A 26,765-nucleotide genomic window follows, 5' to 3' on the forward strand; every position below is an offset into this window, starting at 1 on the left:
GTGACGAAACACCAGAGCACGAAAGACGACTACCCGCTCACACCGGTGAAGTTCTCCCGTCTCACCAGGCGGGGACTGATCCTGGGCCTGTCGCTGTCCCAGGTGATCGCGCTCGCGATTGCCGGGCTGGCGTTCATCGGGTCGCTGTACGCCGGCGGCGGGATGATCCTCGCCTACACGGCTCCGATCTGGGTGACCTGCCTGGCGATCACCTGGGTCCCGATCGCGGGCCGGAAGGCGGTCGAGTGGCTGCCGGTCGGGGCGCATTGGCTGTGGCGGGTCAGCGTGACGCAGACGATCTACCGGATGCGGGTCGTCAAGCCCCGTCCAGCCGGCACCCTCGCCCTCCCAGGCGACATGGCATCGCTGCGTCAATACGAAGACCCCGTCACGGGGGCCGTCATGGTGCACAATCCCCACGCGGCGACACTGACCGCGCTGCTCGAGGTCACCCACCCTGCGTTCGTGCTGCTGGACCCGGGCGAGCAGGAACGCCGGGTCTCCGGGTGGGGTCGCGTGCTGGCGACCTGCTGCCGCTCCGGACGCATCGCCCGACTCCAGATCCTCGAACGCACCCTCCCGGATTCCGGGACGGGTCTTGCGCAGTGGTGGGCTGAGCACGGCAACCCCGGGGACGAGTCATGGACGTCGCGCACCTACGCGGAGCTGATCAATCGCGCAGGCCCGGCCGGTGAACGGCACGCGACGACGATCTCCGTCGCTCTGGATATGAAGACCGCCGCCCGCCCGATCCGTACCGCTGGCGGCGGGATGAAGGGCGCCGCGGCGGTGCTGCGGCAGGAGATGAACACTCTCACCGCGGCGTTGCATTCCGCGGACCTGAAGGCTACGGATTGGCTCACCCCAGGGCAGCTCGCGGTGATCCTGCGCTCCGCCTACGATCCTGCGATCGCGGCGACGCTGGAGCGCTCGGGGAACCTCGGACAGGACCTCGCCACCGCAGGTCCCGTGGCCGTGGAGGAGACGTGGGAGGGGCTGCGCTCGGACAGCGCGCACCATGCGGTGCTGTGGGTGAGCGAGTGGCCGCGATCGTTGGTGTATCCGGGGTTCCTGTCCCCGGTGCTCCTCGCCTCCGGGGTGCGGCGATCGTTTTCACTGCTGTGCACGCCGATCCGGTCTGACCAGGCCGCCCGCGACATCCGGAAGAAGAAGGTCGAGTACATCTCCGACGCCGCACAACGCCAGAAGATCGGGCAGGTCGAGGACGCCCAGCAGACCGCCGAGTACCAGGACGTGCTGCAGCAGGAAGCCGACCTCACCAGCGGGCACGGCATCCTCCGATACACCGGGCTGATCTCCGTCAGCGCCCCGACCCCGGACGAGCTGGAAGCGGCGGTGTCGAAGATCGAGCAGGCCGCCATCCAAGCGTCCTGCGAAACGCGGCGGCTCGTCGGCCAGCAAGCCCAAGCGTTCACCGCGGCTGCGCTGCCCCTGGCGCGCACCGTCTGACTCCTGGGGCGCCGGTCCCGCACCTCCTTCCTGCGTCCGCCCGCCCGGGTGGGCGCAGGAAGGAGTCGTGCTGTGAGCACCCCGAAACGTCGCGTGTACTCGACGGTGCTGATCGGGCCGGAGTCCGAGCACCGCAAGCAGCGCCGAGCCCGGCGCAAGGCCGCCGCCGCAGTGCACGCGAAGGACATCGCTGCCCGCAAAGTCGAAGCCCGTGCGCGACGCGATGCCGAACAGGCCGAGCGCCGCGCCACGACCTATCTGCCTGCCTCGGGTGAGCCCGGGCACGCGGCGTTGCGCACCCATCGGGGGCTGCGCTTGCCGTCCCATCAGGACACCAGCGCCGCTCTTGCTGGGGCGTACCCGTTCCTCGCTGAAGGTGGCCTCGGGCCCGAAGGTGTCTTCGTCGGACAGGACATGTACTCCGGCGGGTCGTTCGTGTACGACCCGTGGGAGCTGTACAAGCGCGGTGTCATCACCGCGCCGAACATCGTTCTGGCCGGCATCGTCGGCTCGGGGAAGTCGTCGCTGGCGAAGTCGCTGTACACGCGGTCGATTCCGTTTGGGCGTCGCGTCTACGTCCCCGGAGACCCGAAAGGTGAGCATACGCCAGTCGCCCAAGCCGTCGGAGGCAAGGCGATCGTCCTCGGTCATGGTCTGAGAAACCGGCTGAACCCGCTCGACGAAGGTCACCGCCCGTCAGGTGTGACGGATATCGAATGGACTACGCAGGTCGCCTCCCGCCGCCGGGAACTCATCGGGGCGCTGGCCGAGACCGTCCTCGAGCGGTCGTTGTCACCGCTTGAGCACACGTCGATCGATGTCGCCCTCTCCGCGGTCGTCGCCAGCAACGACGTCCCGATCCTCCCGATGGTCGTCGACCGCATCCTGGCCCCGGACCGTGCTGGTGACGTCGACCAGCGGCTCGCCGAAGACGGACGGCTCGTCGGTCACGCACTGAGGCGCCTGGTCGCCGGAGATCTGCAGGGGCTGTTCGACGGTCCCTCTACGGTCGTGTTCGACCCGTCCCTGCCGATGATTTCGCTGGATCTGTCCCGGGTGGCGGAGAACTCCACCCTCATCTCGGTACTGATGACGTGCTCGTCGGCGTGGATGGAATCGGCACTTCTGGACCCCGAAGGCGGGCAGCGGTGGGTGGTTTACGACGAAGCGTGGCGTCTCATGTCGCATCCCGCTCTGCTCAAGCGGATGGACGCGCAGTGGAGGTTGGCGAGGCATTACGGAATCGCGAACATGTTGATCTTCCACAAGCTGACCGACCTCGACAACGTCGGCGACAGCGGGTCCGCAATGCGCGCCCTCGCCTCGTCGCTGCTGGCAAACGCAGAGACGCGGATCATCTACCGGCAGGAAGCCGACCAGCTCGGCACCACCGCGACCACGCTCGGCCTCACTGGCACCGAACAGTCCCTTCTCCCGGGCCTGGGCACCGGGCAGGGACTCTGGCGGATCAAGGAACGATCCTTCGTCGTGCAGCACCAGCTGCACCCGGACGAGCTGTCCACGTTCGATACGACCACGCGGATGATCGGGCGGCAAAAATGAGCGAACTTGCACCCTCACGCCGCGCCCGCCGCAACCGTGCAACGACGGGCGAAACCGGTGGGGATCTCGTGGTGCCGATCGTACTCCCACACCTCGTCGTCCGGGTAGACGCGAACGATCAGATCAGCGTCACTCTCGACGGCGCACGCGTCACCGGGGAACCGATCGGCAGGCACGCCCTCGGTGGGCTGATCGAAGAGGTCCTGCGCCGCAGGAAAGTACCGCTTCGGGTGGAGATCATCGAACACGACGGCACCACCTACACCGACGTCCTCACCCCGCCCGCACCGATAGCCGCACCCGCCGCCGCACCGGAGACCGAAGCATCAGCGCGTAGGGGCGAGATGCCGGTGCTGTATGAGGCGACCGGAGACGGATACGTGCCCGGGGAGGACGTCGCCCTCGCTGTCGTCATCCGGCATTCCTCTGCCGACGGGCACGGGCATGTGCGGCACCTCATCGAAGAACGCGAGCTCGTAACGGGCGGCGAGGTGCTGCTGTTCGGCCGTATCTCCGGCACCGCTCACGTCGTCGGGGACCTGGGATGAACCCGCATCAGCCCTCCCAGGTGCTCGCGAACCTGGGCCTTGCGGCCCTGGCGGGTTTCGCCGTCCTGGCCGGGCTACTCCGCGCCGCCGGAAGTGCCGCCGCGTTCCTGACCGGCCTCCCGCAACCCACTGGCGGGCCCTCCACGGGGCTCGGTGTGTTGCTCGCCCCGGCGGCCCCGGGAGAGGCGATCGGCGCGCCGGGCCTGAGCTCGGTCGTGTACTGGCTGGTGCTCGCCATCGCAGTCGTGATCCTCGGGGTTATCGCGTGGTGGGTGTGGCGGGTTATCGCGCGCGGGAAGGAGACGCGTGCGCAGGACCCGCGCTTGCTCCAAGGCATCGCCACTGCGCGCGATGTCGCCAAGGCCGCAGGGACGAAGGCGCTTACGAAACGGGCAGGCACGTTCCGGCCCTCGCTGGAGGACCCGGCCCCCGCGGATGTCGGCTATCTCCTCGGTCGGTCGAAAGGGCAGGAGGTGTGGGCGACCGTGGAGGACTCCATGTTGCTGATCGGGCCGCCCCGGTCGGGCAAAGGGTTGCACGTCGTGATCAACGCGATTCTCGACGCCCCCGGTGCCGTCATCACGACCTCCACTCGGCCCGACAACCTCACCGCGACGCTGAAGGCCCGACAGCGTGTCGGGCCGGTCGCGGTGTTCGATCCGCAGCATCTCGCTGAAGGACTCCCCGCGGGCATGAAGTGGTCACCGGTCCGCGGTTGCGAGGACCCGCTGACAGCGATGATCCGCGCCACCGGGCTCGCCACGGCCACGAACTTCGGGTCCGTGTCCGGCGGTGACTTCTGGCAGGGGAAGACCGCTGCCGCGATCCAAGGGCTCCTCCACGCCGCAGCGCTGGACGGGAGGGACGCCGCCACCTTGTACCAGTGGGCGCTGAACCCGGCCGCCGCCGCGGATGCGGTGCGCGTCCTGCAGTCCAACCCGCACGCGGCGCCCGGCTGGGCGGACTCTCTAGATGCGATGCTGCAATCGGACCCCAAGACGCGCGATTCGATCTGGCAGGGTGTCTCGCTCGCGTTCAGTGCGTTCGCCGACCCGCGGGTGCTGGCTGCGGTGACGCCGGGGCCGCGGGACCGGTTCGATCCGGAGACGTTCATCCGGGACCGCGGGACCCTCTACCTGCTCGCCACCGGCGCGGGGGCGGGGGCGTCCTCGGCGCTGGTGGCCGCGTTCATCGAAGACCTCGTGGAGACTGCCCGGAAGATCGCCGCCACCTCACCAGGCACCCGGCTGGACCCGCCGATGCTCCTCGCCCTCGACGAGATCGGCAACCTCGCCCCGCTGCCGTCGCTGCCGACGCTGATGGCCGAAGGCGGTGGCACGGGGATCACCACCCTGCCGGTGCTGCAGTCCCTCGCGCAGGCGCGGGAGAAGTGGGGCGAGAACAATGCCAACGCGCTGTGGGACGCATCGATCGTGAAAGTCATCCTCGGCGGTGCATCGAACTCGCGGGACTTGCAGGACCTGTCGGCGCTGATCGGGGAAAGGGACGAGATCACCGATTCCGTCACCATCGGGGAGCAAGGACACCGCTCCGCGCAACGCTCGATCCGCCGGGTGGCGATCATGCCTCCGGACGTGATCCGCACGCTGCCGTTCGGGATCGGGGTCGTGATGCTCCGCACCGCCCGCCCCATCATCACGGACCTGCGCGCCTGGCCTGCCCGCAAGGACGCCGCGCAGCTGAAGACGGACCGGGAGGAGATCGAGGCGCTCCTGCGCACGTCCTGAAACCGGTTCTGCCCGTCGTCTGGGGTCTGACCCGCGCACCTGTCTGGTGCCGTCCGCTCAACCGCGGGGGCACCAGACAGCTCATTGTTATCAGGAAGGACCTCAGTTCTCATGACTATCAAGACCTCGCAGGCGATCAACGGCTTCATCTCCGCCGATCCCCGTCTCACCTTCTCCGAATCCGGGCAGGCGCGCTTCTACGCCCGCGTCGGCATCAACCACTACGAGCCCCAGCAGGACGGGTCCTTCCGCAAGCTCGACCCGACCTACCACGACCTGATCCAGTTCGGGAAGTCCGCCGAGATGTCCGCGGACCGTTACGTCAAGGGCGATGACATCGTCGCGCAGGGCTACACCCGCGAGTACACGCGCGACGTCAACGGCGAAGAGCGAACCGACGAGCAGTTCGTCGCCAAGCGCATCGCCCCCGACCCGAACATCACCGACTTCACGATCGACCGCCGGCTTGCTGCCGAACGCCAGGCCGAGCGCGAAGCCGACCGTGACGTCACACGCGAGGCCGAGCGTGAGGAGCCTGACCGAGCAGCCCAGCTCGGCTCGCCCACCCCCACGACGACGCGGGAGGCTGAAGCGCCCGCGATGGAAGCCGTTGCTCGATAACCCCCGCCGGAGGACAGTGACGTGGCCGATAATGACCCGACCCAGAACCCCGAACCGGGCGACCCGGACGTGGACTTCGAGCCCGAGTCTGACGAACCAGACATCGAGGAGCTCGACGAAGACGAGGGTGACGAGCTCGACGAGGGCGAGAGACGGGAGGGCAGCCGGGCGGGCACGGGCGGGAGCAATGATCTCCCGCCCGTGCCTCGCCCGATCAACTGGCGCACCCTGTCCTCGGACGACGCTGAGCACGAATGGCTCGATCTCAACGACTGGGTCAACTGGCTGCGGCACGAGTTCGCGCTTCCCGCACAGGTCGTGCCACCGATGTGGCACCGCCACCGTGAACTCGTGTGGGAGTTGTCCGCGCTCTACACCCGATGGCTGGGCTGCTACGACCCCGAACAAGATGCCGCCGGCCCCATCTCATTCATGACCGACTTCGCCGCTGCCCGGACCCGGCTACGCGAATGGGTGCAGATCGCCGGCACACGCCTCGACCGTGACCGCCCCTCCCGGCAAACCGTCTGGCCCGGCGAAGACCCCATCCCGGCAGGCGAGGAGACTCCCATCACAGACCGCGACGAGGACTTCGTGGACTTCGTCGTCGAAGACGTCACCCGCCGCGCGGAAGCGGAAGCTGCATTCCTGCGCGACGAGCCGTTGCCGGTCTGAGCTGACGGTGAACCGCAACAAGTGGGGCGGGCCTCTTCGGGCCCGCCCCACTCTTGGTCTTGCGTTTATTTCGCTGAAGGGATCTCGATGAGTAGCTTCTCTCGCAGTTCGTCCGGGTCGACGCGGATCAGCCGGCCGACCCGGTAGCCGTGCACGGTGCCATCCGAGATCCGGCGGCGCAGCGTCTTGATCGACACTCCGTAGGTGTCGGCGGCGACGGCCAGTGAGATCAGCTTGAGCGCTGGGGACTGTGAACGATCGTGAACGGCCATGGTGGTGCCTCCCTTGTTGATGAGCTCTTTCTCCTGATAGGTGTCCATGGCTGTCCCACGGCGACTCTCATACGTTCCTGGCCGCGTTGATCCGCTCCTGGACGCGATCGCTCATACGGTCCGCGAGCTCACGATCGCGGGCCATCGTGGCGTGCTGGTAGCGGAGGACGACACGGATGTCGGCGTGGCCGCCACGGCGCATCAGCTCTGCGAGAGTCGCGCCCTCCTGGGCGAAGATCGTCAGCCCGGTGTGACGCAGGTCATGGAACCGGAATCGCGGCCGGAGGTCAGCGACACCGTCTCGAGCATCTGCCCACACGTATCCCCATCGGGTGTTCGACAGCGGGACGCTGCCACGGATGTTCGTGGGGATCAGCGGCGCCTTGGCCTCGGCCGCGACGTTGTCCCGCAGGTGATCCTTGAGGCGGTCGATCATGAGCTTCGGGATGCTGAGAGTCCGTCTGCCGGCGTCGCTCTTGAGCCTCTCCGAGTAGTCGCCGGTGTTCGCGTTCAGTTGCCGACGCACATGCAAGGTCGCGGTGCCGTCGTCGTGCCACTCGATGTCCCTGCGCTGCAAGCCCAGGCATTCCCCACGGCGCAGCTGGCACCACGCCGCGAAGAGCACCATGATCGCCCAGTGCCCCGGTGTTGCCTCGTACAAGGCCTCGACCTGTTCGGGGCTCGCGACGTCGTCGTCCTCGTCGTGGTCGGCGTCGTGCCGCACCGGCTCCTGCTTCGGGATCGAGATGTTCGGCGCAGCGGGGATAACTCCTTCTCGGGCTGCCTGGCGGAGGATCATCATGAGGACGATCAGCACCGGTCGCGTGATGCCGTTGAACTTCGACTTCGGATTCAGCGGCGAGGGAATCGCGTCGAGACGATCGGTCATCTGCCGGATGCGTGCCTCGTCGATCTGACGTATCGGGGTGTCTTCGAACTCCGGGACGAGATACCCGTCGACCTTGCTCTTGTAAGAGCGGACGGTCGCGATGGCACGCTTCCTGCCACTGCGGTTCGGCTCCGCGCGGATGAACGCCACCCAGCGTTCCGCGTACTCGGAGAAGCCGATGGACCGGGCTTTCTCTGCCTCCGCTGTGGCACGGCGTCGAGCGGCGATCACCGAGGGCGGCTCCCACTGCTGGCGGGCAATCGTCGTGTGAACGCCGGCGAGCCACGCGCGGGCGTCGGTCTTCGTCATGAACGTCAGCGGCTTGTCGTCCTCTGTCCGGGCGGTGTACATCTCGCCGTCGGGCGCGGGGTAGCGAGCCTGCCATCGGCCGGAGGGGAGCTTGCGAAGGCTCCCCCAGCTCTCGCGCCTGACTGCTGCTGGTTCCCGGGTTTTGGTGGCGCTCATCGTGTCCTCCGCTGGTCTCGAGCGGACTCACGCGAACCGTCGTGCCACTGCGTGCCACTAGAGGTCATGACCTCCCAAAAGTGGCTTCCTATCAGGGTTTTCTCGCGGGTTGCGAGGCGCCCTATGGCACGCTGTGGCACGAGATCGGTGGCACGCCGGGACCGAATTTCGGTCGGCGGACCACCCCGCTCTCTCCTGGAAGGTGCGGGCGTGCCGCCCGCGTGCCATACCCAACGACTGCTGACGTTCATATCCGTCCTCCTGTGTTCTTCGGAAGGAGGCACGAAAAGAGGCCCGGATCTGCAGAAACCTGCAGATCCGGGCCTCCCGGTCGACTCTTGTCAGAGTCTGTCTAGAACGTGGACTCTAGAAGTCCCAGTCGTCGTCTTCCGTGGCCTCGGCCTTGCCGATGACGTACGAGGATCCCGACCCCGAGAAGAAGTCGTGGTTCTCGTCCGCGTTCGGCGAGAGCGCCGACAGGATCGCCGGGTTCACGTTGGTGACACTGGAGGGGAACATCGCCTCGTAGCCCAGGTTCATCAGGGCCTTGTTGGCGTTGTAGTGCAGGAACTTCTTGACGTCCTCGGTCAGGCCGACGCCGTCGTAGAGATCCTGCGTGTACTGCACCTCGTTGTCGTAGAGCTCGTACAGCAGCGAGAAGGTGTAGTCCTTCAGCTCGTCCTTGCGCGCCTGGTCGAGGGTCTCGAGTCCGCGCTGGAACTTGTAGCCGATGTAGTAGCCGTGCACGGCCTCGTCACGGATGATGAGGCGGATGAGGTCGGCCGTGTTGGTGAGCTTCGCCCGGCTCGACCAGTGCATCGGCAGGTAGAAGCCCGAGTAGAACAGGAAGCTCTCGAGCAGGGTCGAGGCGACCTTGCGCTTGAGGGGGTCGTCGCCGCGGTAGTAGTCCGTGACGATCTGCGCCTTCTTCTGCAGGTTCGGGTTCTCGACCGACCAGCGGAACGCCTCGTCGATCTCCTTCGTCGAGCACAGCGTCGAGAAGATCGAGGAGTAGCTCTTGGCGTGCACCGACTCCATGAACGCGATGTTCGTGTAGACGGCCTCCTCGTGCGGGGTGATCGCATCGGGGATGAGCGAGACGGCGCCGACGGTGCCCTGGATCGTGTCGAGGAGCGTGAGCCCCGTGAACACGCGCATCGTGAGGGTCTGCTCTTCGGGGGTGAGCGTGTTCCACGACTGGATGTCGTTCGACAGCGGCACCTTCTCGGGCAGCCAGAAGTTGTTCACCAGACGGTTCCAGACCTCGAGGTCCTTGTCGTCCTGGATGCGGTTCCAGTTGATCGCCTGCACGCTGTCGACCAGCTTGAGCGGGGAGTGAGGAGTCATTCTTGTCCTAGTTCCTGGGTCGAAGGGTCAGAGCATGCACGAGACGCACTCGGTCATGTCGGTGCCCTCGAGCGCCAGCTGACGCAGACGGATGTAGTAGATCGTCTTGATGCCCTTGCGCCATGCGTAGATCTGCGCCTTGTTGATGTCACGCGTGGTGGCGGTGTCCTTGAAGAACAGCGTCAGCGACAGGCCCTGGTCGACGTGCTGCGTGGCCGCGGCGTAGGTGTCGATGACCTTCTCGTAGCCGATCTCGTACGCGTCCTGGTAGTACTCCAGGTTGTCGTTCGTCATGAACGCCGCCGGGTAGTAGACGCGGCCGAGCTTGCCTTCCTTGCGGATCTCGATCTTCGACGCGATCGGGTGGATCGACGACGTCGAGTTGTTGATGTAAGAGATCGAGCCGGTCGGCGGAACCGCCTGCAGGTTCTGGTTGTAGATGCCGTGCTTCTGGATCGACGCCTTCAGCTGGACCCAGTCCTCCTGCGTCGGGATGTGCTTGCCCGCGAACAGCTCCTTGACCTTCTCGGTCTCGGGCACCCAGGCGCGGTCGATGTACTTGTCGAAGAACTCGCCGGACGCGTAGGTGGAGTCCTCGAAGCCGTCGAACGCCGTGCCGCGCTCGATCGCGAGGTTGTTCGATGCGCGCAGCGCGTGGAACAGCACCGTGTAGAAGTAGATGTTCGTGAAGTCGATGCCCTCTTCGGAGCCGTAGAACACGTGCTCACGCGCCAGGTACCCGTGCAGGTTCATCTGGCCGAGGCCGATCGCGTGCGAGCGGTCGTTGCCGTCCTCGATCGAGCGGACGGAGCCGATGTGGCTCTGGTCGCTGACCGCGGTGAGCGCGCGGATCGCGGTCTCGACGGTCTGGCCGAGGTCGTCGGCGTCCATCGACAGGGCGATGTTCATCGAGCCGAGGTTGCAGGAGATGTCCTTGCCGATCTCCTTGTACGACAGGTCGTCGTTGTAGGTGGTCGGCGTGTTCACCTGCAGGATCTCGCTGCAGAGGTTGGACATGTTGATCCGACCCTTGATCGGGTTGGCCTTGTTCACCGTGTCCTCGAACATGACGTACGGGTAGCCGGACTCGAACTGGATCTCGGCGACGGTCTGGAAGAACTCGCGCGCGTTGATCTTCGTCTTCTTGATGCGCGGGTCGTCGACCATCTCGCGGTACTTCTCGGTGACCGAGATGTCGCCGAACGGCACGCTGTAGACCTTCTCGACGTCGTACGGCGAGAACAGGTACATGTCCTCGTCGTTCTTGGCGAGCTCGAAAGTGATGTCCGGGACGACGACGCCGAGCGACAGTGTCTTGATGCGGATCTTCTCGTCGGCGTTCTCACGCTTGGTGTCGAGGAAGCGCATGATGTCGGGGTGGTGCGCGTTGAGGTACACCGCACCAGCGCCCTGACGGGCACCGAGCTGGTTGGCGTAGCTGAAGCTGTCTTCCAGGAGCTTCATCACGGGGATGATGCCCGAGGACTGGTTCTCGATCTGCTTGATCGGCGCACCCGACTCGCGGATGTTCGACAGCAGCAGAGCGACGCCGCCGCCGCGCTTGGAGAGCTGGAGGGCGGAGTTGATGCCGCGGGCGATCGACTCCATGTTGTCCTCGATGCGGAGCAGGAAGCAGCTGACGAGCTCGCCGCGCTGCGCCTTGCCGGCGTTGAGGAACGTCGGGGTGGCCGGCTGGAAGCGGCCGGAGATGATCTCCTCGACGAGGGCGACGGCGAGCTTCTCGTCGCCGTCCGCGAGACCGAGGGCCGTCATCACGACGCGGTCCTCGAAGCGCTCGAGGTAGCGCTTGCCGTCGAAGGTCTTCAGCGTGTAGCTCGTGTAGTACTTGAACGCGCCGAGGAACGTCTCGAAGCGGAACTTCTTCGAGTAGGCGAGGTCGTTGAGCTTCTGGATGAAGTCCATCGAGTACTTCTCGATGACAGCGCCCTCGTAGTACTCCTTCTCCACGAGGTAGTCCAGGCGCTCCTGGAGCGAGTGGAAGAACACCGTGTTCTGGTTCACGTGCTGCAGGAAGTACTCCCGCGCGGCGCGCTTGTCGGCGTCGAACTGGATCTTCCCGTTCGCGTCGTACAGGTTCAGCATCGCGTTGAGCGCGTGATAGTCGAGGCCCTCGTAGGCGGGGTTCGCCTTGAATGCCGCCGTCTCGGTCACTGCGTCTTGTCCTGCAACTGTGGTACCCACCGTCGTTCCAATCCGTCGCTCACGCGAGCCACATCGTCCTGTGTGCCGAAGATCTCGAGCCGATACAAGTGAGGCACGTGGCACTTGCGGCTGATGATGTCACCGGCGAGGCAGAACGCATCGCCGAAGTTGGTGTTGCCCGCGGAGATCACTCCGCGGATGTGGCGCCGGTTGCGCTCGTCGTTGAGGAACCGGATCACCTGTTTGGGAACGGCGCCCTTCTCGACACCACGCCCCGCACCCCCGCCGTAGGTGGGAGTGACCAGGACGAAGGGCTCATCGACGACGAGGTCCTCTTCGCCCCGGTGCAGGGGAATCCGTCGGGCGGGGAGCCCGAGCTTCTCGATGAAGCGCGCGGTGTTCCCCGAGACGCTCGAGAAGTAGACCAGGAGCGGCGCTGCGGTCGCGACGGCGGTCATAGCTCTCTCCTTGGGTTCCTGAGCTTGTCGAAGGGCTTGGGTTCCTGAGCTTGTCGAAGGGCTTGGGTTCCTGAGCTTGTCGAAGGGCTTGGGTTCCTGAGCCTGTCGAAGGGCCTGAGCGACGCCGAAGGATCTACGCCAGGCGGGACGCGAGCTCGTCGATCTTGTCGGGACGGAAGCCCGACCAGTGGTCCTCGTCGGTGACGACGACGGGCGCCTGCATGTAGCCGAGCGCCTTGACCTGCTCGAGGGCCGTCGGGTCCTCCGAAAGGTCGTGGATCTCGTACTCGATGCCCTTGGCATCCAGGGCGCGGTAGGTCGCGTTGCACTGGACGCAGGACGGCTTGGTGTAGACGGTGATCGACATCTTCTCGTTGCCCCTCAAATCTCTGGCCCGCTTCTCATCAGGCTGTTTTCCGGCAGGCCCCCCGCCGGGACTTCAATACTACATATGGGGACCGACATTGGGAGTGACCACAAGGGGTAGTAGTTACATCCGTGTAGTTATCCACCGGTTCTCCACTGATACAACACAGGTTCTCCACCGTTTCTTCCACAGGTCCGACCCCGATACGGGGCCTCGCGAACCGCGGGAAATCGCGGCTGGGAACCCCCTGGGAGAGATCCATCCACAGGTCGGAGGCTACGTCGCAGGTCGGACATTCGGATTCCTGTGGAATTCGTCCTTCGGCGTGTCGTGGGCGTGTCGCGTCCGGCCCGGCTTCGACCGCCGGGTCGCCGCCCGGTACCGTGGTCTGGTGGCGGGATATCGGGATCTTCTTCGCACGCCCGGCGTGGCGCGCATGATCGCAGCTCAGCTGACCGCGCGCTTCCCCAACGGCATGATGTCGCTGGCGATCCTGCTGCACGTCGAGCAGCAGACCGGCTCCTACGGCTCCGCCGGACTCGTCCTCGCCGCGACCAGCGTGGGGCAGGCGATCGCCGGCCCCATCACGAGTCGCTGGATGGGGGCCTGGGGCATGCGCCGGGTCCTCACCCTCACACTCTCGGTGTGCGCCGTCGCGGTGCTCGGCCTCGCCGTGCTCCCGCTGTCCGTCCCCGGGTACATGGCGCTGGGGATGATCGCCGGACTCTCCACGCCGCCCGTCCAGGCCGCCGTCCGCACGATCTACCCCAAGCTCGTGAACTCCGGGCAGCTCACGCCGCTGTTCTCCCTCGACGCCTCGCTGCAGGAGATCATCTGGGTCCTGGCTCCCGTCGTCATCACCCTCGTCTCCACGCAGATCGGCACGACGGAGGGTCTGCTGCTCGTGGCGATCGTGCTCGTCGGCGGCGGCGCCTGGTTCATCCTCTCCCCTGAGGTGGGCCGCGTCCGCATCCCCCGCAGTCGCAACGCGCTGGGCAAAGTCGTCCTGAAGCCGCCCGTGCTCCTGGCCACCGTGATCGGATTCCTCCTCATCGGCGCGTGCTCCGCCGTGGAGGTCGGCGTCGTCGCGACGTTCGAGCACGGCAGCCTCGCCGCCGGACTCGTCCTCGCCGTGTTCTCCGCCGGAAGCCTGGCGGGCGGCCTCGCGTTCGGTCACATCCCGATCGGCCCCTGGGCGATGGCGCGCCGTCTGCTCATCGTCACGGTCGGCCTGGCCCTGACGATGGTGATGCTCGACGTGTACTGGCTCGGCGGCACGCTGATCCTCGCGGGCATCGGCGTCGCCCCCGCCCTCGCCGTCCTGTTCGCCATCACGACCGCCAGCGTCAAGTTCAGCGAGACCGCCGAGGCGTTCGGCTGGGCGGGCACGGGCCAGCTCATCGGCGCCGCCGCCGGCTCCGCCGTGGCCGGGTTCCTGGTGGACGTCGGCGACTGGCGCGGCGCGTACCTCGCGGCGACCGTCTTCGCTGGCATCGGGCTCGTCGTGGCTGTCGTCTTCGTCCGTTCGTTCCCCGATCTGCGTCACCGCGACGCCAGTCCCCATCCCGACACCGAGCCCCTGGCGGTCACCCCTTCATGAGCACCCCCGTCCCCGCCTCCTCGTCCGCACCCGCGATCGTGTGCGTCGGCGAGTCGATGGCACTGATCACCCCGACCGGCGCCGGCCTCGCCGAGGCCGACACCGCGACCATCACGCACGCGGGCGCCGAGGCGAACGTCGCCGTCGGCCTCGCCGCCGCTGGGCACCGCGCCGTCTGGGCATCCCGTCTCGGAGCCGATCCGCTCGGCGCGCGGCTCTCCGCCGAGCTCGAGCGTCGAGGAGTCGAGCTGTGGGTGGAGCGGGATGCCGAATCCCCCACCGGAGTCATGTTCAAGGACCCCGGCATCGAGTCCTCGTCCGTCTTCTACTACCGCCGCGGCTCGGCCGCCTCCCGCATGGAGCCGGGCTTCCTCCGCCCGGAGCAGCTCGATGGGGTGCGCATCGTGCACACCACCGGGATCACCCCCGCGCTCTCCCCCTCGTGCCTGGCGATGGTCGACCGCCTGTACGACGACGCCCGCGCCGCCGGTGCCACCGTGTCCTTCGACGTGAACGACCGCCGCGCGCTCTGGGGTGCTGAGGAGGCCGCTGCCACGCTCGCCCGCCTGGCGGATGCCGCCGACATCGCCTTCGTCGGACGCGACGAGGCCGAGCGCATCTGGGGGACGGCGACCCCCGCCGAGATCCGCGCCTTCCTTCCGCACTGCGCTCTGCTGGTCGTCAAGGACGGCGACATCGGAGCGACCGCCTTCGACGGCGACGCAGACCCGGTGTTCGTCCCGGCTCCGGTGGTCGAGGTCGTCGAGCCGGTCGGAGCGGGAGACGCCTTCGCCTCCGGCTTCCTCGCAGCGACCCTCGACGGCGCCGACCTGAGCGACCGTCTCTCCGCCGGACATGCGGCCGCGGAGCGGGTCCTGACGATCGCCGCCGACCTGCCGCCGCTCGTCCCCCTCGGCGGACCCCGGTCGTAGGCTGGTGCCATGCCGGCACCGCTCACCCTCCCCCGTCTCTCCTGGGGTTCGGCCTCCGCGCCTCGGCGCGCACTCCTCGTGCACGGGCTGGGTTCCTCGGCCGCGCTGATGTGGCGGATCGGCGACGCCCTCGCCGCGGCGGGATGGCACGCGACGGCCGTCGACCTCCGCGGTCACGGCGACGCCCCGCGGTCCCTCGACTACACCGTCGCCGCCTACGGATCCGACCTCGCCGCGACGGCCCCCGAGGGCGGCGGAGTCTGGGACGCCGTGATCGGCCACTCCCTCGGCGGCGCGGCCGGCACGGTCGCGGCCGCGTCCTCTCCCGACTGGACGCGCCGGCTCGTGCTGCTCGACCCGGCGATCCACGTCGACGGCAGGGATGCCGCGATCGTCCGCCGCAGCCAGGAGCGCGCCTTCGCCGATCCCCGTCTCGAGACCGTGCAGCAGGAGCATCCGCACTGGCATCCCCAGGACCAGGAGCTCAAGGTCGATGCCGTCCGGCGCGCGAGCGCCTGGGCCATCGAGCAGACCAGCGCGCAGAACCACCCGTGGGATGTGCGCGCCGACGCTGCACGGCTCGCCGTCCCGACGCACGTGATCGGGGCGGACCCCGATGTCTACAGCATCTTCACCGGCGACCTCGCCGATGACGTCCTCGCCGCGAACCCGCGGATCACCATGTCGGTCGTCGAGGGTGCGGGCCACTCCCTGCACCGCGACTGCCCGGAGGAATCCATCCGTCAGCTTCTGGAGGCACTGGCATGACATTCGATCCCGCAGCATTCCTTCCTGACGACCTCCTCGAGCGGATCCGCGAGCGCGCGCCGATCCACGACAGGGAGAACACCTTCCCTCAGCAGGACCTCGACGAGCTGCGCGCCGCCGGCTACCTGTCGATCCTCGTGCCGAAGGAGCGCGGAGGGGCGGGACTCGGACTCGCGGAGGCTGCGATCCTGCAGCAGCGTCTCGCCGGAGCCGCTCCCGCCACGGCCCTGGCGGTCAACATGCACCTGGTCTGGACCGGGGTGGCGAAGGTCTTCTCCGACCGCGGCGTGCCCGGACTGGAGTTCGTGCAGGACGGCGCGGTCGCCGGGGAGGTGTACGCCTTCGGGATCAGCGAGGGCGGAAACGACCTCGTGCTCTTCGGCAGCGATACCGCGGCGGTTCCCGACGGCGACGGCGGGTACGCGTTCACCGGCACCAAGATCTTCACCTCGCTCGCCCCGGTCTGGACCGGACTCGGGCTGCACGGGCTGGACACCACGAGCCCCGACGCCCCGAAGCTCGTCTTCGCGTTCGTCGAGCGGACCGACGCCGTCACCACCTCCGACGACTGGGACACCCTCGGCATGCGGGGCACCCAGAGCCGGACCACGCGCCTGAACGGCGCCGTGGCCGATGCGGCCCACGTGGTGCGACGCATCGATCCCGGCCCCAGCCCCGATCCGATCGTCTTCGGGATCTTCTCGGTGTTCGAGATCCTGCTCGCCGCCGTCTACACCGGCATCGCGCGCCGTGCTCTGGAGCTCTCCGTGACGACCGCGCAGAAGCGGCACTCGAAGAAGACGGGACTCGCCTACAGCCAGGACCCGGACATCCGCTGGCGCATCGCCGACATGGCCATCGCCTACGACGCCCTGCCGCCGCAGATCGCCGCGCTCGCCCGCGACGTGGACGACCTCGTCGACCACGGGCCCCGCTGGTTCCCGCAGCTGTCCGGGCTGAAGCACCGGGCGATCACGACGGCCAAGCACGTCGTCGACGAGGCGATGCTGGTCGCGGGCGGCGGCTCGTACTTCTCGGCGAACGAGCTGTCCCGGCTGTACCGCGACGTCCTGGCGGGGGCGTTCCACCCGTCCGACCCCGAATCCGCGCACTCCACGGCGGCGAGCGCCTGGCTCGGACCGATCGCGACGTGAGGCCGAGCGCCCGCCGTGCTCCGCGCTCAGCGATCGGAGGCGGCGGTCCGACTGCGGGCGAGTAGGGCGAGATGCAGCGCGGCGAGGGTCTCCCCGTCGTCGAGATCCGCGTCGAGCAGGTCGCTGATCAGCGTCAGCCGCTGGTAGAACACGGAGCGTGACAGGTGGCTCGAGGCCGCAGCGGCCGACCTGTTGCCCGGATGACTCACGAGCGCGCTGAGCACATCCAGCAGGTCGCCCCGACGCTCGCGGTCGTGCCGGACCAGCGGCGCCAGCATCCGCTCGCTGTGGGCGTGCAGCCGGTGGTCGTCGCGCAAGGCGGTGACCAGGCGCTCGAGCGGCCTGTCGTCCACCCTGCGCACCCGGGGACCCCCGGCGCCGCGCGCGCTGTCCGCGAGGTCAAGGGCAGCACGGACCGACGTCAGGAGCTCGACCACGCCGTCGGCGCCCGGTCCGATGAACGCGGATCCCCCGTCGCCGAGGATCCGGTGCACCGTCTCGTCCGACAGCGGAGTGTCAGGGGCCGGGGAGAGCAGCAGCACCACCTCGTCGCCGCGGCGCCCCGCGACGACGGCGAGGCCCTCGCCGGCGGCTCGCCCCCTGAGCTCCTCGACCGTCGCGGGGGCGCGGAGCACGACGCCGTGACAGCGGCGTCCCACGAGCTCGAACCCGAGTCCCTGCAAGCGGGCGGCCATGTCGTCGGCACGGGCGAATCGGGCTCCCAGGAGATCGTCGATCAGGGTGCGCTGTGCCAGCAGGGACCATGCCTCATCCCCGTCGGCCAGCCGTCCGAAGGCGAGTGCGGTGGCACCCTGCTCCAGCACGGTCTGCCGACCGGCCGGATGGACCGGTCCGGCCAGCGCCACCAACGTTCCCCAGCGCACGCCCCGCGCCTGCACCGGAACCCGCTCCCCGTCGGCTTCCGACGCGCGGACGCTGCGCAGGACCTCGGCGACCGGCATCCGCAGCCCCTCGACGGCGATGACCTCGTGCGCGAGGTTCTCCAGCACGACCGGAGACCCGAGAGCGCGCGCGGTCTCCGCGACGATCACGTCCGCGGGCGCGCCGCGCAGGCTCAGCGCCGTGAACAGCTCGTGCAGCTGCTGCCGTTCGTGCAGCGCCTCGGTCTGCGCACGGATGAGAGCCCGATGCACCGCTTCGGTCACGGCGACGAACTTCACCTCCCGCGCCAGGGCGATCAGCGCGAGCCCCGCATCCGCGCATCCTTCGACGATGGCGGGGGGCACCTGCGGATGACGCGCGCCGAGCTCGATCACGATGCCGGCCGCGCCCACCCTCTCGAGGTCGGCGACGAAGGCGCGCAGCGCGGTCTCGTCGGTGGGCCAGGCCGCTCCTGTGGTGAGCAGGAGCTCGCCACCGTCGAGCAGCCGAGCGACGCCGGCGCTGTCGGAGACGTGCACCCACCTCACGCGGGCCGCCAGGGCCTCTCCGCCGACGACGACCTCCGGCGCTCCGTCCTGCAGCGCGGCGAGCGCCAGCACGTCGTCGACCGTCAGCAGCGAGCCGTCCCGCGATTCCGGACGATCTGTCCGATACGGAGCGAACTCCCGACGTTCTGACACTCTCGCGCCCTCCCGATCTCTGTGAGCATTGAGGAGAATCAGCCTATCCGCACTCGGTCAGAGTGTTCGGATGATCAGACATAAGCAGTCGGAGGAGCATCGTGGACACCGTCCCGCACATCATCAACGGCGTGGAGACCGCCGAAGCGTCCCGCACCGGCCAGGTCTTCGACCCCGCCACCGGTCAGGTCTCCAAGCACGTCGCCTTCGCCTCGGCCGCCGAGGTGGAGTCCGCGATCGCCGCCGCAGCAGCCGCGCTTCCCGGCTGGCGGGAGACGAGCCTGATCAAGCGCGCCGACGTGTTCTTCCGACTGCGTCAGCTGCTCAAGGAGCGCACGCCCGAGCTCGCCGCGATCGTGACCTCCGAGCACGGCAAGGTGCTCTCGGATGCCGCCGGCGAGGTGTCGCGCGGGATCGAGAACGTCGAGTTCGCCGCCGGACTCGTGCACCTGCTCAAGGGCGAGCGCAGCGAGCAGGTCTCCCGCGGCGTCGACGTGCACTCCGTCAAGCAGCCGGTAGGCGTGGTCGCGGCGATCACCCCGTTCAACTTCCCCGTGATGGTGCCTTTGTGGATGGTGGCCTCGGCGATCGCGTGCGGCAACACGGTCGTGCTCAAGCCGAGCGAGAAGGACCCTTCGGCGGCGATCTGGCTCGCGAAGCTGTTCCAGGAGGCCGGTCTGCCCGATGGCGTCCTCAATGTCGTCAACGGCGACAAGGAGGCCGTCGACACGATCCTCGACTCCTCCAGGGTCGACGCCGTCAGCTTCGTCGGCTCGACGCCGATCGCCCGTTCGATCTACCAGCGCGCCTCGGCTGCCGGCAAGCGCGTGCAGGCCCTCGGCGGCGCGAAGAACCACATGGTCGTGATGCCCGACGCCGACATCGACGCGGCAGCCGACGCCGCGGTCTCCGCCGCCTACGGCTCCGCCGGCGAGCGCTGCATGGCCGTCTCGGTGCTGGTCGCGGTGGGCGACGTCGCCGACGACCTCGTCGCCGCGATCGCCGACCGCATCGACGGCCTCACGATCGGCGCGGGCACGGATGCCGCGAGCGAGATGGGTCCGCTCATCACCCGCGAGCACCGCGACAAAGTCGCCTCCTACGTGACGGGCGCCGAGGCCGAGGGCGCGAAGGTCGTCGTCGACGGCACGCAGAAGCAGTTCGACTCGGAGGGCTTCTTCCTGGGCGTCAGCCTGATCGACCGGGTCGCCCCGGGTATGAGGGTCTACGACGACGAGATCTTCGGCCCGGTGCTGTCGGTCGTCCGCGTCGACACCTACGCCGACGCGGTCGCCCTCGTGAACGCCAACGCCTACGGCAACGGCACCGCGATCTTCACGCGCGACGGGGGCACGGCCCGGCAGTACGAGTTCGACATCGAGGTCGGCATGGTCGGCGTCAACGTGCCGATCCCCGTGCCGATCGGCGCCTACTCCTTCGGCGGCTGGAAGGACTCGCTGTTCGGCGACTCCCACATCTACGGCCCCGAGTCCGTGCACTTCTACACGCGCTCCAAGGTCGTCACCACCCGGTGGCCGGACCACACCCCCTCCCAGATCGACCTCGGGTTCCCGAGCAACCACTGAGCGGACACGACATGACGAACTACACCGACCGCCACGGCGTCTCCCACCCGCTCCCCGCCCCGGAGGCCGAAGCGCAGGTGCGTGCGGACGACCGCGAACACGTGTTCCACTCCTGGAGCGCGCAGGCCCTGATCGACCCGCTGCCCGTCGCCGCGGGCGAGGGATCGACCTTCTGGGACTACCAGGGCAACGCCTACCTCGACTTCTCCAGCCAGTTGGTGAACCTGAACCTCGGGCATCAGCATCCGGCTCTGGTCGCGGCGATCCAGCAGCAGGCGGGGCGCCTCCCGACGATCCAGCCGTCCATCGCGAACGATGTGCGCGGCGAGCTCGCCCGGCTGATCGCGGAGGTCGCGCCGGAGGGACTCGAGAAGGTCTTCTTCACTAACGGCGGCGCCGAGGCCAACGAGTACGCCGTGCGCATGGCCCGCCAGTTCACCGGTCGACGCAAAGTGCTGTCGATGTACCGCAGCTACCACGGCTCCACCTCGACGGCGATCTCGCTGACCGGCGACCCGCGCCGCTGGGCGAACGACACGGTCGACTCCGGTGCGGTGCGCTTCTTCGGACCGTACCTGTACCGCTCGCCGTTCCATGCCGAGACCCCGGAGCAGGAGGCGGAGCGGGCACTGGCGCATCTGGAGCAGACGATCCAGCTCGAGGGCCCGCAGACGATCGCGGCGATCATCATCGAGACGGTCGTGGGCACCAACGGCGTGCTCGTTCCGCCGCCCGGCTACCTGCAGGGCGTTCGCGAGCTGTGCGACCGCTACGGCATCGTGTACATCGCCGACGAGGTCATGGTCGGCTTCGGCCGGCTCGGCGAGTGGTTCGGCATCGACGCGTTCGATGCGCGTCCCGACCTCATCACCTTCGCGAAGGGCGTGAACTCCGGCTACGTGCCGCTCGGGGGCGTGGTGATCTCCGACCGCATCGCGAGCGCCTTCGACACCATGCCGTTCGCGGGAGGACTCACCTACTCCGGCCACCCGCTCGCCTGCGCGGCCGGCGTCGCCACGTTCGAGGTGTTCCGTCGTGACGGCATCCTGGAGCGCGTCCGCGACCTCGGCACCCGCATCGTCGAGCCGACCGTGCGCGGCTGGGCCGAGAAGCACCCGAGCGTCGGCGACGTGCGCGGTCTCGGGCTGTTCTGGGCCGTCGAACTCGTGCGCGACCAGGAGACACGCGAGCCCCTGGTGCCGTTCAACGCCGCCGGAGCGGATGCCGCACCGATGGGTGCGTTCGCGGCGGCTGCCAAGAAGGCCGGGGTCTGGCCGTTCACGCACTTCAACCGCACGCACATCGCACCGCCGCTGGTGATCAGCGAGGACGAGCTGGTGCGCGGACTCGGCGTGCTCGACGATGCGCTGAGCGTGGCGGACGAGGTGGCCGCGCGCTGACCCTGGGCCTGCCCACCCGACCGCGTCAGATCAGGAACCCGCGCAGCAGCGCCTCCGATCCGGCGAGGTGGTCGCGCATGGCCGCCTCCGCCGCATCCGGGCGCCCAGCCAGGATCGCCGACACGATGCTCTCGTGCTGCTCCCCGAGTGCTGGATGTTGCGGGGCATCAGCGGGAACGTGTCGAGCCAGGCGTTGACGTCGGCCCTGTTCTCGGCGACCAGCGCGACGAGCGAGGGGATGCCGGCGGCCTCCGCGATCGCCAGATGCAGCAGCGTGTCGAGACGCCGGTACTCCTCGGGCCCCGCCGGCAGCGCGGCTTCGTGCCGTGCCCACAGATCGGCGCGGGTGGCGGCGTCGAGCGTCCGGCTCGCTGCTGCCCTCGCCGAGCCGCTCTCGAGCACCCGGCGCAGGCCGAGCACGTCGTCCAGCTCTTCTGCGGTGACGGTACCGGACACCGACGGATGCGGCAGCGGGTCGGCCACGAACGTCCCGCCGTACCGCCCCCGTCGCGGCAGCAGGTAGCCGGTGTCGGCGAGTTCGCGGATCGCCTCGCGCACCGTGTCCCTGCTGACACCGAACGACGCCGCCAGCTCGCGCTCCGGAGGCAGCGACTCCCCCGGGGCGACCACGCCGAGCCGGATCGTCTGCACGAGGCGGGCCACCGCGTCCTCGAGGGCGTTGCCGCGCCGCAGCGGCCGATAGACCGCCTTCCGCACCTCGACGAGGTCGCCGTCGGAGGAGTGCTCGCTCATGCCTTCACCCTGTCACAGCGAGGTGGGGGGCGCTCACAGCGGCGTGACGTAGGCGTTGGTGATGCCGCCGTCGACGACGAACGCGCTGGCGGTGATGAACGAGGAGTCGTCGGAGGCCAGGAAGGCGACCGCGGCCGCGAGCTCCTCCGGCTCGGCGAATCGCCCCATCGGCACGTGCACGAGGCGTCGCTGCGCCCGCTCCGGGTCCTTCGCGAACAGCTCCTGCAGCAGCGGGGTGTTCACCGGTCCAGGACACAGGGCGTTCACGCGCACCCCCTGTCGGGCGAACTGCACCCCGAGCTCGCGCGACATCGCCAGCACGCCGCCCTTGGACGCGGTGTAGCTGATCTGCGAGGTGGCCGAGCCCAGCAGGGCGACGAAGGACGCGGTGTTGATGATCGAGCCGCGTCCGGCGGGGACCATGTGCCGCAGCGCCGCGCGGCTGCACAGGTACACGCTCTTGAGGTTCACGTCCTGCACCCGGTCCCAGGCCGGGAGCTCCGTGGTCTCGATCGAGTCGTCGTCGGCCGGCGAGATGCCCGCATTGTTGAAGGCGATATCGATCCGCCCGAACTCCGCGGCGACGCCGTCGAACAGGGCGTTCACCCTGGCCTCGTCGGCGACGTCGACCGGTCGGAAAGCGCCGCCCACCTCGGCGGCAGCCGCCTCGCCGGTCACGGGATCGACGTCGGCGATCACGACGAAGGCGCCCTCCGCGGCGAACCGCTTCGCGGTCGCGAAGCCGATACCGCTCGCGCCGCCGGTGATGATGGCGACGCGGTCGTGAAGCCGCTGGGTCAGGTCGATGGTCATGGAGTTCTCCGTTCCGGATGGGTGGGTCGACGCGATCAGAGGTCGTCTGTCGCGAAGAAGACGTTCTTGGTCTCGGTGAAGTGCTCGGCGGCGTCCGGGCCGAGCTCGCGCCCGAGGCCGGACGCCTTCATGCCGCCGAAGGGCGTGGCGTAGCGCACCGAGGAGTGGGAGTTCACCGAGAGCACCCCGCTGCGCACGCCCCGCGCGACGCGGACGGCGCGTCCCAGGTTCTCCGTCCACACGGAGCCGGCGAGGCCGTAGATCGTGTCGTTGGCCAGACGGATCGCATCGGCTTCGTCATCGAAGGGCATCACCGCGACGACGGGCCCGAACACCTCCTGCTGCGCGATCCGATCCGCCGGGTCGGCGAGCACCACGGCCGGGGCGAACCAGAATCCGTCCCCCTCGGGCGCCGTGCCGCGGAAGGCGACGTCGGCGCCGTCGAGGAACGAGGCGACGGTGTCGCGGTGGCCCGCCGAGATGAGCGGCCCCATGTCGGTGTCGTCCGCCGCGGGGTCTCCGACGCGCCAGGCGGCGACGGCCGGTTCGAGCAGTTCGAGGAACCGGTCGTACACCGAGCGCTGCACGAGCAGACGGCTGCGGGCGCAGCAGTCCTGCCCGGCGTTGTCGAACACCGATCCGGGAACTCCGGCCGCCGCGCGCTCGAGATCCGCGTCCTCGAAGACGATGTTCGCGCTCTTGCCACCGAGTTCGAGCGTGACGGGCTTGAGGGCGCGCGCGCATCCCGCCGCGACCTCGACACCGACCTCCGTCGATCCGGTGAAGACCACCTTGCGCACGTCCGGGTGCTCGACCAGACGCTGGCCCACGACGGATCCGGAGCCCGTGACGACTTCGAACAGCCCCTCCGGGAGTCCTGCTTCGCGGGCGAGCTCCCCGAGACGGAGGGCGGTGAGCGGGGTCAGCTCGGCGGGCTTCAGCACGACGGCGTTGCCCGCGGCGAGCGCCGGTGCGAAGGCCCACGAGGCGATCGTCATCGGGAAGTTCCAGGGCACGATGACGCCGACCACGCCGTACGGGTCGTGGAAGGTGACGTCGAGTCCGCCGGCCACCGGGATCTGCCGGCCGGACAGGCGTTCCGGGTCGGCGGAGTAGTAGTTCAGCACCTGGGCGACGTGCCCGGCCTCCCAGCGGGCGGAACCGATCGGATGCCCGGAGTTGAGCACCTCCAGCTGCGCCAGTTCCTCGGCGGCGTCGCGGACGGCACGCGCGAACGCGCGGAGCGCATCGGCCCGCGCGACCGGGGCGAGCGCCGCCCACCGGCGCTGGGCGGCGACGGCACGCGCGATCGCGGCGTCGGTCTCGGCGACGCCGGCCCTGGCGACCTCGCGGATCGCGCGTCCCGTGGACGGGTTGATGACGGTGAACGCACTCATCGGGCGCCTTCCTTCCGCTGTGCGGCGTACGCACGAGCCTGTGAGACGAGATCCGCGAAGAGGCGCCGATCCTCGGCGTTCTCCTCCGGATGCCATTGGATGCCGACCACGTGCCCGGCAGCGGTGTCGACGAACGCCTGCACCAGTCCGTCCTCGGAACGCGCGGCGGGGACCAGCCCCTCCCCGAGCCGATCGATGCCCTGATGGTGGTAGCTGTGCACGCGCACCTCCCCCGCGCCGAGCACCTCGGCGAGCGCGGTGTCCTCGGCGACCTCGATGTCGTTCTCGGCGAAGACACCGCCGCCGAGGCGGTAGCGCTCGGTGCCGAGCGATTCGGGCAGGTGCTGCTGCAGCGTCCCGCCGCGGGCCACGTTCACCAGCTGCAGACCACGGCAGATCGCGAGCACCGGCATCCGGCGCCGCTCCGCCGCCCGGAACAGCGCCAGCTCCCACGCATCGCGATCGGCACGGGCGGGGTCCGTCAGCGGATGCCGCTGCGCGCCGTAGAGCTCCGGCGCGACGTCGGCGCCCCCGGAGAGGATCAGTCCGTCCAGCCCGGCGATGGCGGCATCCGCCGCGTCCGGGTCCTGTGGGGGCAGCAGCAGGGCGATGCCGCCGGTTGCCGTGACACCGGTCAGGTACTGCTCGGGCAGGAACGCGGCGCGCACGTCCCACACCCCCTGCTGCGCCCGCTCGAGGTAGGTCGTGACGCCGATCAGCGGCGCGGGGTCAGAGCCGTTCGAAACCACGGATGCGCTCCCAGTCGGTGACGGCGGCGTCGTAGGCCTCGACCTCGATGCGCGCCTGGTTCAGGTAGTGGTCCACCACGTCATCGCCGAACGCCTCCCGCGCGATGGTCGAGGCGCTGAACAGCTGCGCGGCCTCGCGCAGGGTCGTCGGCAGGTGCTCGACTCCGGACTCGTACGCGTTGCCGGTGAAGCGCTCGGGCAGGGGGAGCTCGTTCTCGATGCCGTACAGGCCGCCGGCGATGATGGCCGAGATCCCGAGGTACGGATTCACGTCTCCCCCCGGCACCCGGTTCTCGACTCGCAGCCCCGAGCCCGATCCGATCACCCGCAGCGCGCAGGTGCGGTTGTCGATGCCCCAGGCCACCCCCGTCGGGGCGAAGCTGCCCTTGGCGAACCGCTTGTACGAGTTGATGTTGGGCGCGTACAGGAGGGTGAACTCGCGCAGCGTGGCGAGGATGCCGGCGATCCAGTGCTCCATGACGGGACTGAATCCGTGCTCGCCGTCTCCGGCCATCACCGGGGTGCCGTCCGCGTCGCGCAGGGAGAGGTGGATGTGGCAGCTGTTGCCCTCGCGCTCGTTGAACTTGGCCATGAAGGTGAGCGCCTGACCGTGCTGCTCCGCGATCTCCTTCGCGCCGTTCTTGTACAGCGCGTGCTGGTCGGCGGTCTCGCGGACCTCGGCGTAGCGGAACGCGATCTCCTGCTGCCCGAGGTTGCACTCGCCCTTCACGCCCTCGCAGTACAGCCCCGCGCCGTCCATGCTGTTGCGGATGTCGCGCAGCAGGGGCTCGAGGCGGGTGGAGGCAAGCAGGTTGTAGTCGACGTTGTAGTCGGTCGCCGGAGTGAGCCCCTCGTACTTGCGGGCCCAGGCGTCGCGGTAGGTGTTGTCGAAGACGATGAACTCGAGCTCGGTTCCGGAGAACGCCGTCCAGCCGCGCTCGGCGAGTCGGTCGCGCTGGCGGTCCAGGATCGCCCGGGGCGAGGGACCGACCGGTTCGCCGTTGCCCCACACGAGGTCGGCGATCACCAGAGCCGTTCCCGCCAGCCAGGGGATCCGGCGCAGCGTGGCCACGTCGGGACGCAGCACCATGTCGCCGTACCCGCGGTCCCACCCGGACATCGCGTAGCCGTCGACCGTGTTCATGTCGACATCGACCGACAGCAGGTAGTCGCACGCCTCGGCGCCGTGATGCAGGATGTCCTCCTGGAACAGCCGCGCGGAGACGCGCTTGCCGACCAGTCGTCCCTGCGCATCGGCGAAGGCCACGATCACCGTGTCGATCTCGCCGGCGGCGATGCCGGCATCCAGTTGCTCGATGCTCAGGTTTCCCGCCATCGTCTCGCTCCCGTCGTCGTGGTGAAGCGATCGGCCGACCGGCTTCGCCATCAGAGTAGATCACCAGGACGTTTAAAGGTAGACGAAACCACCATTGGCTGTCACAAT

Annotated in this window: 23 protein-coding genes and 1 pseudogene; 12 read left to right on the plus strand and 12 right to left on the minus strand. The window is 68.7% G+C overall.

Translation table 11 applies throughout. From position 1 onward, the window contains the following. From CSX12_RS13420 to CSX12_RS13445, 6 genes are all read left to right on the plus strand, one after another. On the plus strand, window positions 1-1,470 hold the full coding sequence (locus CSX12_RS13420; protein WP_124896131.1) for an SCO6880 family protein: 1,470 nt from the start codon (window positions 1-3) through the stop codon (window positions 1,468-1,470). Between the two features lie 72 nt (window positions 1,471-1,542). Next, entirely contained in the window at window positions 1,543-3,033 is a 1,491-nt protein-coding gene (locus CSX12_RS13425) for an ATP-binding protein (protein WP_124896132.1), read from the plus strand. Between the two features lie 71 nt (window positions 3,034-3,104). After that, window positions 3,105-3,581: a hypothetical protein gene (locus CSX12_RS13430; protein ID WP_124896133.1), complete on the plus strand. Its 477-nt coding sequence runs from the start codon at window positions 3,105-3,107 to the stop codon at window positions 3,579-3,581. Beyond that, window positions 3,578-5,329 (plus strand): TraM recognition domain-containing protein, encoded by a 1,752-nt coding sequence (locus CSX12_RS13435; RefSeq protein WP_124896134.1) that lies wholly within the window; start codon window positions 3,578-3,580, stop codon window positions 5,327-5,329. Before CSX12_RS13430 ends, CSX12_RS13435 begins: the two co-directional genes overlap by 4 nt. A 111-nt stretch (window positions 5,330-5,440) precedes the next feature. Beyond that, window positions 5,441-5,950, plus strand: a complete 510-nt coding sequence (locus tag CSX12_RS13440; protein WP_124896135.1) for a single-stranded DNA-binding protein — start codon at window positions 5,441-5,443, stop codon at window positions 5,948-5,950. A 21-nt stretch (window positions 5,951-5,971) separates the two neighbouring features. Then, window positions 5,972-6,625 carry a hypothetical protein gene (locus CSX12_RS13445; protein WP_124896136.1) on the plus strand — a complete coding sequence of 218 codons (654 nt, stop codon included), beginning with the start codon at window positions 5,972-5,974 and terminating at the stop codon, window positions 6,623-6,625. A gap of 65 nt (window positions 6,626-6,690) precedes the next feature. Here CSX12_RS13445 and CSX12_RS13450 read toward each other — a convergent pair whose 3' ends face one another. The 6 genes from CSX12_RS13450 to nrdH all read right to left on the minus strand — a co-directional run bounded on the left by CSX12_RS13450 (window position 6,691) and on the right by nrdH (window position 12,586). Beyond that, the gene (locus tag CSX12_RS13450) at window positions 6,691-6,945 is read right to left on the minus strand and encodes a helix-turn-helix domain-containing protein (RefSeq protein ID WP_241160466.1); all 255 of its coding nucleotides are present in this window, start codon (window positions 6,943-6,945) and stop codon (window positions 6,691-6,693) included. A gap of 19 nt (window positions 6,946-6,964) precedes the next feature. After that, window positions 6,965-8,251: a site-specific integrase gene (locus tag CSX12_RS13455; RefSeq protein WP_124896137.1), complete on the minus strand. Its 1,287-nt coding sequence runs from the start codon at window positions 8,249-8,251 to the stop codon at window positions 6,965-6,967. Between the two features lie 366 nt (window positions 8,252-8,617). Continuing rightward, window positions 8,618-9,598 (minus strand): class 1b ribonucleoside-diphosphate reductase subunit beta, encoded by a 981-nt coding sequence (gene nrdF / locus CSX12_RS13460; protein ID WP_017202653.1) that lies wholly within the window; start codon window positions 9,596-9,598, stop codon window positions 8,618-8,620. Window positions 9,599-9,625: 27 nt separating this feature from the next. Beyond that, window positions 9,626-11,770 carry a class 1b ribonucleoside-diphosphate reductase subunit alpha gene (gene nrdE / locus CSX12_RS13465; protein WP_124896138.1) on the minus strand — a complete coding sequence of 715 codons (2,145 nt, stop codon included), beginning with the start codon at window positions 11,768-11,770 and terminating at the stop codon, window positions 9,626-9,628. Further along, window positions 11,767-12,219, minus strand: coding sequence for a class Ib ribonucleoside-diphosphate reductase assembly flavoprotein NrdI (gene nrdI / locus CSX12_RS13470; protein ID WP_017202655.1), 453 nt, complete (start codon window positions 12,217-12,219; stop codon window positions 11,767-11,769). Before nrdI ends, nrdE begins: the two co-directional genes overlap by 4 nt. A gap of 133 nt (window positions 12,220-12,352) precedes the next feature. Beyond that, window positions 12,353-12,586 (minus strand): glutaredoxin-like protein NrdH, encoded by a 234-nt coding sequence (nrdH, locus tag CSX12_RS13475; protein WP_017202656.1) that lies wholly within the window; start codon window positions 12,584-12,586, stop codon window positions 12,353-12,355. A gap of 436 nt (window positions 12,587-13,022) precedes the next feature. Between nrdH and CSX12_RS13480 the strand changes: the two genes are divergently transcribed. From CSX12_RS13480 to CSX12_RS13495, 4 genes are read left to right on the plus strand one after another with little or no spacing between them, the layout of a single operon-like run. Continuing rightward, window positions 13,023-14,186 (plus strand): MFS transporter, encoded by a 1,164-nt coding sequence (locus tag CSX12_RS13480; RefSeq protein ID WP_017202657.1) that lies wholly within the window; start codon window positions 13,023-13,025, stop codon window positions 14,184-14,186. After that, a complete protein-coding gene (locus CSX12_RS13485; protein ID WP_124896139.1) occupies window positions 14,183-15,118 on the plus strand; it encodes a sugar kinase in 936 nt (311 codons plus the stop codon). The genes CSX12_RS13480 and CSX12_RS13485 overlap by 4 nt, the downstream gene beginning before the upstream one ends. A 9-nt stretch (window positions 15,119-15,127) precedes the next feature. Beyond that, window positions 15,128-15,886 (plus strand): alpha/beta hydrolase, encoded by a 759-nt coding sequence (locus CSX12_RS13490; protein ID WP_124896140.1) that lies wholly within the window; start codon window positions 15,128-15,130, stop codon window positions 15,884-15,886. Beyond that, complete coding sequence (locus CSX12_RS13495; protein WP_017202660.1) at window positions 15,883-17,040, plus strand: acyl-CoA dehydrogenase family protein; 1,158 nt, start codon at window positions 15,883-15,885, stop codon at window positions 17,038-17,040. The genes CSX12_RS13490 and CSX12_RS13495 overlap by 4 nt, the downstream gene beginning before the upstream one ends. 26 nt (window positions 17,041-17,066) lie before the next feature. On the opposite strand, the gene CSX12_RS13500 is transcribed toward CSX12_RS13495, so the two are convergent. Beyond that, window positions 17,067-18,623: a PucR family transcriptional regulator ligand-binding domain-containing protein gene (locus tag CSX12_RS13500; RefSeq protein ID WP_241160467.1), complete on the minus strand. Its 1,557-nt coding sequence runs from the start codon at window positions 18,621-18,623 to the stop codon at window positions 17,067-17,069. 101 nt (window positions 18,624-18,724) lie between these two features. Here CSX12_RS13500 and CSX12_RS13505 point away from each other — a divergent pair, with 101 nt between their 5' ends. Both CSX12_RS13505 and CSX12_RS13510 read left to right on the plus strand, forming a co-directional pair. Continuing rightward, window positions 18,725-20,209, plus strand: a complete 1,485-nt coding sequence (locus CSX12_RS13505; RefSeq protein WP_124896141.1) for a CoA-acylating methylmalonate-semialdehyde dehydrogenase — start codon at window positions 18,725-18,727, stop codon at window positions 20,207-20,209. An 11-nt stretch (window positions 20,210-20,220) separates the two neighbouring features. Then, on the plus strand, window positions 20,221-21,609 hold the full coding sequence (locus tag CSX12_RS13510) for an aspartate aminotransferase family protein (RefSeq protein ID WP_124896142.1): 1,389 nt from the start codon (window positions 20,221-20,223) through the stop codon (window positions 21,607-21,609). A gap of 25 nt (window positions 21,610-21,634) precedes the next feature. Here the strand turns inward: CSX12_RS13510 and CSX12_RS13515 are convergent. The 5 genes and pseudogenes from CSX12_RS13515 to CSX12_RS13535 all read right to left on the minus strand — a co-directional run bounded on the left by CSX12_RS13515 (window position 21,635) and on the right by CSX12_RS13535 (window position 26,708). Next, window positions 21,635-22,362, minus strand: a pseudogene (locus CSX12_RS13515) (GntR family transcriptional regulator). 33 nt (window positions 22,363-22,395) lie between these two features. Then, entirely contained in the window at window positions 22,396-23,175 is a 780-nt protein-coding gene (locus CSX12_RS13520) for a 3-oxoacyl-ACP reductase (protein WP_124896143.1), read from the minus strand. A 35-nt stretch (window positions 23,176-23,210) separates the two neighbouring features. Continuing rightward, window positions 23,211-24,572: an aldehyde dehydrogenase family protein gene (locus CSX12_RS13525; protein ID WP_124896144.1), complete on the minus strand. Its 1,362-nt coding sequence runs from the start codon at window positions 24,570-24,572 to the stop codon at window positions 23,211-23,213. Further along, window positions 24,569-25,321 (minus strand): gamma-glutamyl-gamma-aminobutyrate hydrolase family protein, encoded by a 753-nt coding sequence (locus CSX12_RS13530; protein ID WP_164479589.1) that lies wholly within the window; start codon window positions 25,319-25,321, stop codon window positions 24,569-24,571. The genes CSX12_RS13525 and CSX12_RS13530 overlap by 4 nt, the downstream gene beginning before the upstream one ends. Next, complete coding sequence (locus CSX12_RS13535; protein ID WP_124896145.1) at window positions 25,302-26,708, minus strand: glutamine synthetase family protein; 1,407 nt, start codon at window positions 26,706-26,708, stop codon at window positions 25,302-25,304. Before CSX12_RS13535 ends, CSX12_RS13530 begins: the two co-directional genes overlap by 20 nt. Window positions 26,709-26,765: the final 57 nt, after the last annotated feature.

It is taken from the genome of Microbacterium sp. Y-01 (assembly GCF_003856715.1).
Taxonomy (GTDB): Bacteria; Actinomycetota; Actinomycetes; order Actinomycetales; family Microbacteriaceae; genus Microbacterium; species Microbacterium algeriense.